Below are 14,689 nucleotides of genomic sequence, written 5' to 3'. Positions count from 1 at the left end.
ACGGCGGTAGTGATACGGCTTGGAAAGCCTCGTTGTCGGCCTGATGTGAGGCTCAAAACTTGTGACAGGACTTGTGACATGTGAGGAGCTTGATGCGTTGATCATCGTCGTAAGGTCCCGTAATCATTGGTTAGGACCCTTACGCCCTTGTGGTTCTGGATGTATTGCCGCGAGGATTTGAGGAAGCTCAAGCGGATCACGTTGTTGTGGGATTACATCCGCGAGACCACTGAGCGCAATCAGGCGTTTCTGTCGGGCGAGGCGGATCGGATGACGTTTGTGGATTGAGTGATCGGACACAGCAAAATGCAGGAGCCGGCTTGCTGGCGAAGGCGCCTGGACAGCCGACCTCAATGTGTCGGATCGGGATCGGACGCTGTAAGCAATCGGGCTTTTTCTGGATCGCATCCCAACGATGGCGTTGCATCAGGCCCATCAATGGCGCCTGATGCATTTTTCGCGGGCAAGCGCGCTCCTACACGGGTCCGAACGTCTGCCCTGCCCCTCCTCGCCATAGTTCAGAAATCTCTGAACTATGCATTTGAGCTTTCCTATTCTTCCCGTTCATCGGCCGAATCTAAGATCGGCCGCAATAAAGGAGCCCGTCCACGAGAGACACGGCCCGAAGATTGCCTTTTCTGATGTGACTGCCGCTGTACCCCGTCTCGGCGTGCGCCGCGGCGGAGCCCTGTCTGGGGTCACACGTCAGCCGCACGACGCAATCTTTGAGGACGCTCGATGAAACTGGAAATCTTCCGCACGCTCTGGGGCTATCGCGCCAGCAAGGCCCAGGCGCTGGATGAGCTGCTGGAAGCCGGATTCGACGGCATGGAAGCACGCCTGCCGCTGACGCCTGTCGAGCGTGCGGAATTCGGTGCCTTCCTGCGCGCCAATCATGTGCCTTACATCGCCACGGTGTTCACCGCCTACGACGTCCTCCCGGAACAATCAGCAACCACTGCAGAACACCTTAGCGATCTGGAACAGAAGCTCGCCTGGTCGACAGAACTGGCACCGCGTTTCGTCAACGTGCTGGCCGGCAACGACCGTTGGCAATTGCCGCAGCAGGTGGACTTCTTCGGTCAGGCGCTGGAGGTGGCGCGCAAACATGGGCAGACAGTGACCTTCGAAACCCACCGCGCGCGCTCGCTGTTCAATCCCTGGGTCACCCTTGAGCTGATCCGCCAACTGCCCGATCTGCGCTTCACCAGCGACATCAGCCACTGGATCGTCACTTGCGAGCGTTTGCTCGACGACCCGGAAGACGACCTCAGCGCGTTCGTCGAGCGCGTTCATCACATTCAGGCTCGGGTCGGTTACGACCAGGGTCCGCAAGTCCCGCATCCCGCTGCCCCCGAGTACGCCCGCGAGCTGAATTTCCATCAGCAGCATTGGCAAGCCGTGTGGAAATTCCAGCAGGCGCGGGGTTGTCAGGTCAGCACGATGACGCCTGAATTCGGCGCCGACGGCTATCTGCATCACTTGCCTTTCACCAATGTGCCGGTGGCCGATCTCTGGTCGCTGAACGTGTGGATGGGCCAGACCGAACGCGAACATTTCCAGCGTTTCACCCACACCACAAGCCGATAAGGAGCGTTTCGTCATGCCAGATCCGTCGCACACGGCAGCCCCGAAGGTCGCCAATTTCAGCAGCATCCCGGTGGTCGATATCGCCGGGATGTTCAGCCCCGACATTGCTTTGCGTCAGGCCGTTGCCGACGAACTGGGCAGGGCGGCGCGGGAAGTGGGCTTTCTGTACGTCAGGAATCACGGCATTGCACCGTCGTTGATCGACGGTCTGCGTCAGGCGGCCAAGGACCTGTTCGCCCAATCCCTCGACTACAAAATGCAGCACTACATCGGCACTTCACGCAGCCACAAAGGCTTCGTGCCCGAGGGCGAAGAGGTGTACGCCAAGGGCAAGCCGGACCACAAGGAAGCCTTCGATATCGGTTTTGAAGTGGGCGACGAAGACCCGCTGGTGATCGCCAAAACCCCGCTGATCGGCGCCAACGAATGGCCTGACCTGCCCGGTTTTCGCCCTGCGGTGGAAGCGTATTACGCGGCGGTGTTTGCCTTGGGCCGCCGCCTGTTCGATGGCTTTGCGCTGGCGCTGGGCCTGGAGGAAGGCTACTTCGAAGCGATGGTCACCCGTCCGCCGTCGAAGCTGCGCTTGATTCATTACCCGTTCGACGGCGCCGCCCAGGACGCGCCCGGAATTGGTGCGCACACCGATTACGAGTGCTTCACCATGCTGCTGGCCGACAAGCCCGGACTGGAAGTGATGAACGACCTGGGTCAGTGGATCGACGCGCCGCCGGTGGATGGCGCGTTTGTGGTCAATATCGGCGACATGCTGGAGGTCATGACCGCTGGTACGTTCGTTGCTACGGCTCATCGAGTACGCACGGTCAGCGAGGAGCGCTATTCGTTTCCGCTGTTCTTCGCCTGCGACTTCCACACCCAGATCAAGCCCCTTCCGCAGTTCGACAAGGGCACTGCCGACTACGAAGAAATCACCATCGGCGAGCACATGTTCGGTCAGGCGTTGCAGACCTACCAATACCTGCGGCGCAAGGTCGAGAACGGCGAACTCAAGCTGTACGAAAAGGCGCGCAAGCCGTCGAGCTTCGGCCATCTGAAGAATCAGACACAGGACGTATCGTGATGCGATACGGCGCCCTGCATCACCCGAATACGCAGCACACCCAGCCCTACCTTCCTGACGTGGAGTCACCGACGATGCGCAACACTTTGAACACTGCTGTCCGCTTGACCGTGCTTGCCTCTGCCGTGCTCGGCGCATCCCTGGTTGCTGCAACCGCCGCGCAGGCTGCCACCACGGTGACGCCCGGGCAGTTCAAGGTCGGCATGGAGATCACCTACCCGCCATTCGAATCCTATGACGAGAAGAAGAACGTCGTCGGTGCCGACCCTGACCTCTCGCGCCTGCTTGCCAAGCACATGGACCTCAAAGCGGAGTTTGTCGACACCAAGTTCTCCAGCCTGATTCTCAGCCTCAATGCCGGGCACTACGACGCGATCATTTCGGGCATGTACATCACGCCGGAGCGCCAGACCCAGGCCCAGACCATCCCCTACGCCGTGACGGGCGCGGCGATCATGGTGCTCAAGGACAGCCCGCTCAAACCCAAGGTGCCGGAAGACCTGTGCGGGCTGAAAATCGGCCTGGAAAAAGGCACCACGTGGGTCACCCAGTTCAACAAGCTGTCTGCCGAATACTGCGTGCCGAAGGGCAAAGGCCCAGTAGCCGTCAGCGAATTCCCGTCTGCACCGGAAGTGACCCAGGCGCTGCTGTCGGGCAACGTGCAGGCGCAGGTAGAAATCGACGGCGCCGCCGGCATGATCGCCGAACGCACCAAGGGCCGCGTGGTGGTCAGCACCGAGCATTCCATCTATCAGCAAACGCTTGGCATCTACGTGAAGAAGGGCAATGACGAGCTGTATCAGGCGTTACTAAAGGCCTTCGACGAAACCAAAAAATCCGGCGAATACGCTGCGCTGTTGAAGAAATACAACCTGGAAGAGCCCGCCAACTGACGGCTTGATGCTCGCCCTTCTGTAGGAGCGCGCTTGCCCGCGATTGGCCCGGACAGACGATAAAGATGTAGCGACTGTACCTAAGTCATCGCGGGCAAGCGCGCTCCTACAGGGGGGCGCGCCTGATGAGAGAATCCCGCCGGGCCCCGCCCCGCTGAGGTGTGTATGCAATTCGAATGGTCCTACTTTTTTTCTCTGTTCTCGGTCGCTGACTTCTGGGAATCCTGCATCACCGTGATCGAACTCAGCGCCTTGGGCTGGTTCATCGGCATGCTGCTGGGTTTCCTGCTGGCGTCGGCCAAACTCTCGACCGCGCGCTGGATCAGCGTGCCGGCGTCGATTTATATCTGGTTCTTCCGCAGCGTCCCGCTGCTGGTGCTGGTGGTGTTCACCTACAACCTGCCGCAGATGTTTCCGGTCACCCGCGACGTGCTTTCCAATCCCTTCTATTCCGGTCTTCTGGCGTTGGTGGTCACGGAAGCGGCGTACATGGCGGAGATCCACCGGGGCGGCCTGATCTCCGTTGCCAAGGGCCAGAAAGAAGCGGGCCGCGCTTTGGGCGTCGGTCTCATCGGCATGCAGCGTCTGATCGTCATCCCCCAGGCCTTTCGTATCTCCCTGCCAACGCTGGTGAATGAATACATCACCGTGGTGAAACTGACCTCGCTCGTCTCAGTGATTTCCCTGACCGAACTACTGACCGTCGGCCAACGCCTGTACGCGCAAAACTTTCTGGTCATGGAAACGCTGTCAGCCGTCGCGGTGTATTACGTGATGATCGTCACGGTGTTCGGCTGGCTGTTTCACTGGCTGGAGCAACACCTGGAGTTGAGCAATCGCAAGCCGCAGACCCTCGACGACACTGCCCTGACTAACCTGCGCGCCAGCCTGGTCGCGCAGCCCGCGGTAGTACGCCAGCCGGCAACAGGCTCGGGGTCTGCGCCAGCGCTGCAACTGGTCAACATCCACAAAAGCTACGGGCAGCATGAGGTGCTCAAGGGCATTAATCTGGAGGTGGACGCCGGGCAGGTCATCTCCATCATCGGTCCCTCAGGGTCGGGCAAGACCTCGCTGATTCGCACGGTCAACAGCCTCGAAACCATCGACAGGGGCGAGATCATCCTGTTTGGCGAGGGCTACATTCATGCGGGAGACAATCCCAACGCGCCGCAGATTCGACGTGGCGTGCAGCGCATCGGCATGGTGTTTCAGAACTTCAACCTGTTCCCCCACCGCACCATTCTCGACAACGTGACCCTCGCGCCGCGTTATCACGGCCGCGACCGGGACGTCAGCGAGCAACGCGCCTACGCCCTGCTCGACAAGGTCGGGCTGCTGGCCCACGCGCACAAATACCCGCATCAGCTCTCCGGCGGTCAGCAACAGCGCGTGGCGATTGCCCGTGCCCTGGCGATGGACCCGCAGATCATGCTCTTCGACGAGCCGACTTCTGCGCTGGACCCGGAGCTGGTGGGCGACGTGCTGAAGGTCATTGCCGACCTGGCAAAAGAAGGCATGACGATGCTCATCGTGACCCATGAGATGGACTTCGCCCTGTCGATTTCCGACCGGGTGATCTTCATGGAGAACGGCATCGTGCAGGTCGACGCCGCACCGCAGACGATTCTTGCCAACCAGTGCGGCGCGCGCGTGCGCACGTTTATGGGGCTGGATCACGCCGTTACGCAACAAGCGCCGGCGCTCAAAGAGGCGTGAGCCTCACAGCCCCAACATCAACCCGCTCAAGCGCTTGACCTTGCGCCGCAGCGCTTCTTCAAACACGCCCTGACGCGGCTCGATCAGGCTGAACCAGTGCTTGGCCCGGGTGATGCCGGTGTAGATCAACTCCTTGGTCAGCACCGGGTTCAGCGCCTCCGGCAGAATCAACGCCGTGTGCGCGAACTCCGAGCCTTGGGATTTGTGCACCGTCATCGCGTACACCGTCTCCACATCATTGAGCCGGCTCGGCAGCACGAAGCGCACGCCGCCGCTGCCGTCGTTGCGCGGAAATGCGACGCGCAGCGCCTGACGGTTTTCCTCGATCGGCCCTTCGGGCAGACGCAGGGCGATGCCGATGTCGCCGTTCATCAAACCCAGTCCGTAGTCGTTGCGCGTCATCAGCACCGGGCGGCCCTCGTACCACTGATGATCGCTCTCGATCAGCCCGGCGCTGAACAGCGTTTCCGTGATTCGTCGATTCAGCCCTTCCACACCCCACGGTCCTTTGCGCACGGCACACAGCAGCTGGAACTCATCGAACGCATTCAAGACATGCCGCGCCCACTCGACGCTGCGCGAGTCTTCGATCTGCGTCAGGTCTTGCGGTCGCTGCGCGTGCATCACGCCGAGATAATGGCGGTAACCTTGCGGACCGTCGCCGTGACCGTCGAGCAGCAGCCGCGACAGCGCACGGTCCTGCTCACCCTTGAGCACCAGGGAAAACAGGTCCGGGTATTGGCGAGCCGCGAGCAACGCACGCGCGTCCTGGTCCTGCTGCTGATTGACCAGCTTGGCCAACTGACCGATGCCGCTGCCCGCCACGAAACGCCGGGAATGGCGCAGCATCACTACCTGCTGAGCCAGCGCATGATGCTGGTCGTCGCCTTGCTGCAAACCGCTTCTGGAAAGATCTTCGCCGCTGACCGATTCAAGCCACGCCTGGGTCTGCGGGCTGTACATGCCCGCCTCCGCATCGCGGCACAAATCGCCCAGCACCGCGCCGGCCTCAACCGACGCCAGTTGATCCTTGTCGCCCAACAGCACCATGCGCGCGTGAGGCGGCAACGCGTCGAGCAAGTTGGCCATCATTTCCAGGTCGATCATCGAGGCTTCATCGACCACCAGGACATCCAGCGGCAACGGGTTACCCGCGTGATGACGGAAATGCCGCGTGCCCGGACGACTGCCCAGCAACCGGTGAACCGTCGTGACTTCGCTGGGGATCTTCTGCCGCACCTCTTCCGACACTTGCAGCGACTGCACCTGATGACTGATCGACTCGGTCAGCCGTGCCGCGGCCTTGCCGGTCGGTGCCGCGAGGCGAATGCGCAACGGTTTGCCACGCTCAACCGCCGGCGATTGCAGCAGCGCCAGCAAACGCACGACCGTAGTGGTTTTGCCCGTGCCGGGGCCGCCGGTGATGATGCTGAACGCGCCACGGGTTGCCAGAGCGCAGGCCAGCTTTTGCCAGTCGATCAAGGCGTCAGGCGCTTGGATGGCCGGGCCGAACAGCGCATCCAGCCGCTGGGGCAAATCGCTGAACCCCGTTTCCACCTGAGCCAGTCGACAACGCAACGCCGCATCGATCCGCCGTTCATAGGTCCAGTAACGGCGCAGGTACAGCCGTCGATCGGATAAAACCAGAGGCCTCTGCGCTGCGGCTTCGCTGACATCCCCGGCGTGAGCAACCAGCGCGCTGGCTTCCAGCGCCTTGCACCACGTCGCGCCGTCGAGGGATTTGAGCAGCGAGGACGGCAACAGCATCGGTGTCAACAACACATCGCCCTCGGGCGGAAGTGACAGGGCGAAGTCCGGCTCTTTTAAGGTTTCGTAGAGGTCCAGGCAAACGTGGCCGTGGCCCAACTGGTGACTGGTCAGAGTGGCCGCCAACAACACCAGCGAATCGGCGCCAGGATCAAGATCAGCCAGAAACGCCACGAAGGCTTTGTCGAGCGCGCGCAGCCAGCCGCGTTCGACCCAGCGTTGCAGCAACAGCAGCAAATCCTCCACGCGGCTGAGGGGCTTCAGGTCGGCCAGGCTGTCGGCGTCCAGCGCCGTGGGCATTAAGTGAGCGAAGGTGCGGTTCATGCGAGGTCTCCTGACAGCGCGTCGGCCGCGACCGGCGCTCGCCCCTGAAACAGCAGGTCAAGGCCTTCGATCAGCTCGCGGGGCGGTCGGGTGAACCACGCACCCTGACTCGCCGCACGACTGCCGCGCACGAACAGGTACACCGCGCCGCCCATGTGCCGGTCGTAATCGTAATCGGCCAGCCGCGCCTTGAGCTGCCGGTGCAGGGCCAGCAGATAGAGCATGTATTGCAGGTCGTAGCGGTTGTCCAGAATCGAGTTTTCCATCGCCTGCTCGGTGTAGGCATCGTCGTCGACGCCCAGCCAGTTGGATTTGTAATCGGCAACGAAGTAACGACCTTCGTGCTCGAACGTCAGGTCGATGAAGCCCTTGAACATGCCGTTCAGCGAGACCGTTTCTGCCGCCGCCCGCGGCGCACCGTTGTGGGTGTAGCGGCGAACCAGCGCGTCCATCTGCGCCACATCGACCTTCGAGCAGGCGAACCAGAACTCCATTTCGACGCGGTACTGGTTCGGCTGATCCAGCTCGCACAAGGCCATGGGCTGCACGTCCGTGCCCAAACGCAGCGGCAGGGTCAGCAAGTGCTGCAGCCAGTCGGATAGCGTGTTGATCCAGCCTTTCCAGTCGCGACGGTTGCAGCGCTGGGCAACGACTTTCTCCAGCGACAGCGGATCAGCAGCCGCTTCGGCAAAACCCTTCTCGCCGGCCCACTCCAACAGGCCGTGCAGGAAGGTGCCGGGGTTGGGGCCGCGCGGGAATCGGTGGATATCGCCACCACTGACCGTCACCTCGCGCGGCGCATCCGGGTCGAGACGCTCATCGTCGAACAGCTTCTGCGCCTGCGGGCTGTCCGGCGACTGATCGCCACTGTCGGTGATGGTGTCGCCGATGCGCAGCGCGCTGTAGGACGCAATCCACCAGTTCTCCCGGGCACTGCGCCGGGGTACGCGCGGCTTGCTCAACGCGACCTCGTTGCGCGGCGCGCTGAAGGACTCGGTGGTGGGCACCGGCACAGGCTCAACCTTCACGGCTGGGTGGTCTTGCGCCAATGATCGCAGCCATTGGCCTAATGCCACTGACTCAGCCAGCTTCTGCCCGCCGCCGAGCAAATAGCCCAGCGCCGAACGATGCAGTATCGAGGCGCTGTTGCTGCCGCGTTTGAGATCGGCAACGCCCAGCCAGCACGCGTGTTGCGCGCGGGTCAGTGCTACGTACAGCAGACGCAGGTCCTCCGCCAGACGTTCGTCATCCGCCTGATCGATCAGCGCCGCCGTGGGCTTGAGACTGATCTGGGCGTGGCCATCGGCGTCGTGGAAGTGCAGAGGCAAACGGCTGCCGTCCACTGGCTTCGTCGAACAAATGAAGGGCAGAAACACCAGCGGGTATTCCAGGCCTTTGGATTTGTGGATAGTCACGACCTTGACCAGTTGCTCATCGCTTTCGAGGCGCAGGATCTGCTCTTCCCCCGCTTGACCGGACAGCGCCAGGTGCTCGCTCAGATGACGAATCAGGGCCTGCTCGCCATCCAGCTCAGCGGCGGCCTGCTGCATCAGTTCGCTGAGGTGCAGCAGGTTGGTCAGCACACGCTCGCCATCGGTTCGCTGAACCAGCGCCTGCGGCAGTTTGAAGTCGTGCAGCAGCCGCCGCAGCATTGGCAGCACGCCTTGGGTGCGCCAGAGGCGTCGGTAATCCCGAAACTGCATGACGCGGTTTTCCCACGCCAGCTCGTCCTGATTCAGCAGCTCAAGTTCGGCCAGCGGCAACGCGAGGGTGATACAGGCCAATGCGGCACGCAGGGTTCGCTCGGCGTCAGGCTCGGCGCAGGCCTTGAGCCAGGCGAGCAAATCGTGGGCTTCTTGCGCCGCGAACACCGAGTCCTTGTCCGAGAGATACACACTGCGCACGCCACGCGCCGACAATTCGCCTCGCACCGCCTGGGCTTCCTTGCCATCACGCAGCAGAATCGCGATGTCGGCGGGCATCAGCTTTTTCAGCGGCTCGCCGGCTTTCGCAAAACCTGCCCGCTCTTGTTGTCCGGCGTTGAGCAAGCGCACGATCTCACTGGCGCAGCTCGCCGCCAGTTGCTGGCGATAGACCGTGCCCGACACCGGCTGATCGGTTTCCAGCTGCCAGACGTTGAGCGCCGCAAGCACCTGACCGTCGACCTGCAAAGTCTCTTTACGGCCCTGAGACCCGACCGCCAGAAACGGCACGGGATTGTCCTCAGGCGTGCGGAACAGGAATGCGCCGCGACCGGCCTCGCTCGTTTCCGCGCGCGTGAACACGTGGTTCACGGCGTCGACCATCGCGTGGCTGGAGCGGAAATTGGTGCCCAGCGTGTGCAAGCGTCCGGTGGTGGCCTGTCGGGCGCGCAGGTAGGTGTAGATGTCGGCGCCGCGAAAGGCATAGATCGCCTGCTTCGGGTCGCCGATGAGGAACAGGCCGGTGCTCTCGTCGTTGGCCTCAAGCCGGTAGATGCTGTCGAAAATGCGGTACTGCACCGGGTCGGTGTCTTGAAACTCATCGATCAACGCGACCGGAAACTGCTCGCGGATCAGGGTCGCCAGACGCTCGCCACCGCTGCCGCGCAACGCAGCGTCCAGGCGCAGCAGCATGTCGTCGAAACCCATTTCAGCACGGCGCCGCTTCTCTTCTTCAAAACGCGCGCCGACCCATTGCGCCGCGTGCTCAAGCACCGCTGCATCAGGTGTTGGCAGCGTGTCCAGCGCAACCTTCAGTTCGACCATCGCCTCGAACGCGGGGTGCGATGGCGGATTGTTCTTCCACGCTTCTGCGATGCCGTCGGGGGTCAGCCGGGTGAAGCCTGTGCCGAGGTCCAATTGCTCCTGTTCGTCGTCATTCGCCCAAGAGGTCAGTTTGTCGAACCAGGGTCTGAAATAACGCTCCTGCATCTTGCGGCCATCGACCACTTTGCAGGCGACGCCGTCGATGCAGATCGCATGCAGCTCAGCAGCCCAGTTGGCCCATGGCGCCTTGAGCTGCCTGAGGGTTTCGCGACGCTCCTGGATCGACTGTTCGATGATCTGCGTGGGCGTTTGGGTCACGCTCGCCCGTTCACTGCCGAACAACGCGCGCACCCTTGGCAGCAGGGCCGCAGGGCCGCTCCAGTTCTCGCGCACCCAAAGCAACGCGTCACCGCTCATGGGGTAGCAGAACTTGCGCCAGTAATCGCGCAGCACCTCGCCCAGCAAATCGCTGTGATCGGTTTCCAGGCTTTGGGTGAACAGGCTGCCGCTGTCGAAGGCATGCTCGCGCAGCATGCGCTGACACCAACTGTGAATCGTCGACACCGCCGCTTCGTCCATCCACTGCGCCGCGATATCGAGACGGCTGGCGCACCCGGGCCATTGTTCGGCATCGAACTCGTCACGCAAACCGGCGATCAGTGCGTCAGGCGCTTCGATTTCTTCACGGAAGAACCGCGCGGCTTCCGCCAGTCGCGTACGAATACGGTCGCGTAGTTCCTTGGTTGCTGCATCGGTGAACGTCACCACCAGAATCTGCGGCGGTAACAGCTCACGGCCAAAACCTGAAATTTCGCTGCCATGCCCCAACACCAGACGCAGGTACAGCGCCGAGATGGTGAACGTCTTGCCGGTGCCGGCGCTGGCTTCAATCAGCTGGCTGCCTTTCAGCGGGAAGCGCAGCGCCAGAGGTTGTTGTGCATCACTCATGCGCCGGCCTCCTCGCGAGAAAGTGCCTGCCAGGGCGCTTCAAAAATCGGTTTGTACAAGGCCTCGCACCAATCCACGAATTCCTCGCTGCCCAGCAACGCGTCGAAGTCCGGGAACTGACGCGCCAGGGCAGTGCTTTCGGCACGCTCACCCTTGCTGTTCTGGCCATCGCCTTCATAGGCCTTGCGCGCGGCAGCTTCGGCTTTGATTTCATCGTTCTGCCCGAGCCAGGCAAATGCCGTCTTCACCGCAATCGGCAGCGGTCGCTGCATGCCTTGATGCCAGGCCAGCAGCAGGTCATTCAACGTACGCGTGGCGGTGTCTTTGTCCAGCGGCGGCAGCAAGAGGGTTTCGTCGCTGGCCACCAGCGCGGTGGTCAACGGCAGATCGCACGCGCAGGCGACCAGGTGGTTTACCCACGGCGTTGTCAGACGATGCCATTTGCGCGTCTTCTTGCTGGCAATGGCATTGGGGATAGCGGTGATCGCGAGTAACTCGTTCTGAGGGTTTTGATAAAGCCCATCGACCCAGCCATCGAGTTCGACGCCATCATGCTGATAACTGACCGGCAGCGCGCTGTGCAGCCGCACCGGCCAGCGAATCAGCAGCTCGTGATAGCGGGCGACGAGGTCGGGCAGCGGTTCGATCAGTTCATCCTGCAATAACGTGCCGAACCCGGCCATCGGCATCAAGCCGCTGCCCTGCAAGCGTGTTGCTTGAGCGGTGAGCGATTCATGAATGCGCTCGGGGTCAGTGAGCGCCGCTTGCAGCAGGCTGTCGCTGAGGCCATAACGCTCGAGTGCATCGAGCACGAACGGCTCCTCGTCCGCCAATGGCGCTTCGGCGACCTCAAAGAATATCTTCAAGCGTTGGCTGAAGAAGTGCTTGACCGGATTACGCAGGAAATCCTGCAACTGCATCAGGCTCAAGGGCTCTTCCTGCTGGTGCTTTTGCAGCGCTTCCGTTTCGCCTGCTTCGGTGACGGCTTCGTGCAGCACTTGCCACTCGCGGGCAAAGCTGAAGAACTCCGGGCTCTCCTGGAAGTACTTGGCACTGAACGGCTGCAGCGGATGTTCGACGGTAAGTTTGTGCAGCAACTGCTGACCCGGATCACGCTTTTTATCGTCCTCGGGCTCGATGGCATCGGCCAGCCGCCAACCGCTGGACAGATGATCGCGCAACTGCCCGATGAGCACCGAAGCCGGCCGCTCAGAATTGTCGCGAATGCTGCGCCCCACCCAACTGATGTACAGCTGATCACGGGCGGACAGCAGCGCTTCGAGTAACAGATAACGATCATCCTCACGACGGGAACGGTCGCCGGGACGGTAATCGCTGCCCATCAGATCGAAATCCAACGGCGGCTGAGCGCGGGGGTAATCGCCGTCATTCATGCCCAGCAGGCAGACGATTTTGAATGGAATGGCGCGCATCGGCATGAGCGTGCAGAAGTTGACCGATCCGGCCAGAAAGCGTTGGGACAACCGACCTTGATCAAGCCCGGCCAGCCAGGCTTCACGCACGACCGTCAACGGTAACTCTTCTTCCAGGCCAACGGTCTCGCAGGTCTGCAGCCAGGTTTCACGCAGGGTTTCCAGCTGACTGAGCAGGTAGTCGTCGTGCTCACTGTCCGCCATGAAGAACAGCTGCATGATCGCCTGAAGGCGCGCGCCCCACATCGCGGGCGTCGCGGGCTGGGAGAGTTCATTGTGCGCGACCTGAAGCGCGTCGATCAGGGACACCAGCGGGCCAATCAGGGCCGCATCCAGCCCACCGATTTCGTCATACGGCTGAATGCCGTCGTATGCCGCACCCGCACCGACGGCGTAACCCAGCAACATGCGACGCAGCCCAAAATGCCAGCTGTTCTGCTCAAGCTGTTCCGGCAGACCCAGCCCTTCGCGCTGCTTCGCATTGAGTCCCCACCGCACACCTGCTCCCTCAATCCAGCGATGCAGCGTCGGCAGGTCACGCTCATCAATGCCAAATCGCGCGCGCAATGCGGGAACGTCCAGCAGATCAAGGATTTCACTGACCGGGAATCGACTGTCCGGAATCTTCAGCAAGTGCTCGACGGCGATCAGCAACGGATCACGGCCCCGCTGGCCCTGGTCGGCGAGGGTGAAAGGGATAAAACGACGATCATCACGATCCAGTTGGCCAAACACTGCGCGAATATGAGGAGCGTAGCTGTCGATGTCCGGCACCATTACGATGACATCCCGCGGGCGAAGGTCCGGATCCTTGCTGAAACGCGCGAGCAGTTGGTCATGCAGCACCTCCACTTCGCGCTGGGCACTGTGGGCGACATGAAAACGAATCGAGCGGTCGGTCTTTATGTCCACAGGCTGCCAGACGTCACGGGTCTCGCTCAATGGGCGCAGATCGAGGATATCGTCCTGGAGTTGGTTCAGGAGGGTCGTGGGCTCGCTCTCGCTGAACAGGTCGATGCGCCCGTCGCGAAAGATCGACCGGTAACTGTTTGGATCGTCATGGCTGTCGAGCAAATTGATGTAATCACGCCCCTGCTTGCCCCACGCAGCCAGCAACGGGTGAGCGTGCTGGTGCAACGCATCAGGGTTCAGCACCACCGGCATGCCGGGTTTTCGCGATTGGCGTTTGTATTCGTGACGGAGGAGATCCTTGTCAGCCACGATGTCCGCCCAATGATGGCGGCAGGGGTTGTGAACACAGAGCAGGACCTGGCTGAAACGAGCCAGCCCGGCAAGCGCCTCTAATGCCTGGGCAGGCAATGACGAAATGCCGAAAACGATCACCCGCGCCGGCAAACCGGCCGGTGCCTCGGTCAGGCTGTTGATACGTTCGATGTAACGCTGATGCACGCCGGCCCGGCTCTGGGCCATGCCCTCTGCCCCGACATCATGGAGCAGCGCACGCCACAATTCGGCTTGCCAGCAGTTCTCTGCCTTCAGCGGCTTTGCCTCTCCCCTAGCGGTTCGGAGTTGGTGCCTGCCAGCAGCCCAATCCTCCAGCCAGTCGGCGCGGTACACCTGATATTGGTCGAACAGGTCAGCGAGCCGCTCGGACAACTGATAGCGCTTGCGCAGGTCGGTGTCGGCCGTCAAGAATCGCTGCAGCGGCTCGAAGTGTGGCTGATTAATCAGGCCAGGCAGTAGACGCATCAAACGCCAGGTCAGGGGAGCTTTATCAAGTAACGAGGTTTCCGGAATCTCGGCCTTGCCCAACACCGCACGATACAGCTGCCACATGAAACTGCCAGGGAGCTGCACATCGATCGCAGCGGCAATGCCGCAACCCCCTTGATCGTCGTCCTGTGCATCTTCGGCCAAAGCGAGCTTCAGCCACTGCGCAATGCCGTTGCTTTGTACCAGCGCAACCTCGTTCTCAAGCGGAGTGAGGGGGTAACGCCGCATCCATGACACCACAAGGCCACGCAGCTCATCCAGGCGATTCCCATGGACCACCATAAACCCGGGGTTGAGATTGGATGTCACCGGCATAGCTGCGTCCCTTGGTCTTTCTAAAGAGGGAGAAGACTAACAGAGGGAGAAGACTCGTTAGCGGTCGATCTTGTTGGGGCGGCTGGCAAACATTCTTTTGTGGTGGTAATGCAGTGAAGAGTGGTTGCCCTTTTTTTCGCGCAA

General features: G+C 61.6%; 7 protein-coding genes and 1 pseudogene. 5 read left to right on the top strand and 3 right to left on the bottom strand.

The features are described from left to right. Positions 1-153 precede the first annotated feature (153 nt). The 5 genes and pseudogenes from L4G42_RS24360 to L4G42_RS24340 all read left to right on the top strand — a co-directional run. Positions 154-288 (top strand): annotated as a pseudogene (locus L4G42_RS24360) (LysR family transcriptional regulator); the annotation flags it as partial. Between the two features lie 450 nt (positions 289-738). After that, a complete protein-coding gene (locus tag L4G42_RS24355; RefSeq protein WP_237254255.1) occupies positions 739-1,590 on the top strand; it encodes a sugar phosphate isomerase/epimerase family protein in 852 nt (283 codons plus the stop codon). Between the two features lie 13 nt (positions 1,591-1,603). Then, on the top strand, positions 1,604-2,668 hold the full coding sequence (locus tag L4G42_RS24350; RefSeq protein ID WP_237254256.1) for an isopenicillin N synthase family dioxygenase: 1,065 nt from the start codon (positions 1,604-1,606) through the stop codon (positions 2,666-2,668). A gap of 74 nt (positions 2,669-2,742) precedes the next feature. Continuing rightward, on the top strand, positions 2,743-3,561 hold the full coding sequence (locus L4G42_RS24345) for an ABC transporter substrate-binding protein (RefSeq protein WP_237254257.1): 819 nt from the start codon (positions 2,743-2,745) through the stop codon (positions 3,559-3,561). 165 nt (positions 3,562-3,726) lie between these two features. Further along, positions 3,727-5,277: an amino acid ABC transporter permease/ATP-binding protein gene (locus L4G42_RS24340; protein WP_237254258.1), complete on the top strand. Its 1,551-nt coding sequence runs from the start codon at positions 3,727-3,729 to the stop codon at positions 5,275-5,277. Positions 5,278-5,280: 3 nt separating this feature from the next. Here L4G42_RS24340 and recD read toward each other — a convergent pair whose 3' ends face one another. From recD to recC, 3 genes are read right to left on the bottom strand one after another with little or no spacing between them, the layout of a single operon-like run. Then, entirely contained in the window at positions 5,281-7,368 is a 2,088-nt protein-coding gene (recD, locus tag L4G42_RS24335) for an exodeoxyribonuclease V subunit alpha (protein WP_237254259.1), read from the bottom strand. Continuing rightward, the gene (gene recB, locus L4G42_RS24330) at positions 7,365-11,063 is read right to left on the bottom strand and encodes an exodeoxyribonuclease V subunit beta (protein ID WP_237254260.1); all 3,699 of its coding nucleotides are present in this window, start codon (positions 11,061-11,063) and stop codon (positions 7,365-7,367) included. The genes recD and recB overlap by 4 nt, the downstream gene beginning before the upstream one ends. Next, positions 11,060-14,545 carry an exodeoxyribonuclease V subunit gamma gene (recC, locus tag L4G42_RS24325; protein ID WP_237261263.1) on the bottom strand — a complete coding sequence of 1,162 codons (3,486 nt, stop codon included), beginning with the start codon at positions 14,543-14,545 and terminating at the stop codon, positions 11,060-11,062. Before recC ends, recB begins: the two co-directional genes overlap by 4 nt. Positions 14,546-14,689 lie beyond the last annotated feature (144 nt).

Source organism: Pseudomonas petrae (assembly GCF_021728295.1).
GTDB lineage: Bacteria > Pseudomonadota > Gammaproteobacteria > Pseudomonadales > Pseudomonadaceae > Aquipseudomonas > Aquipseudomonas petrae.
Note: the sequence above shows the minus strand (reverse complement) of the source record. Positions and strands in the feature narration are given on the sequence as shown.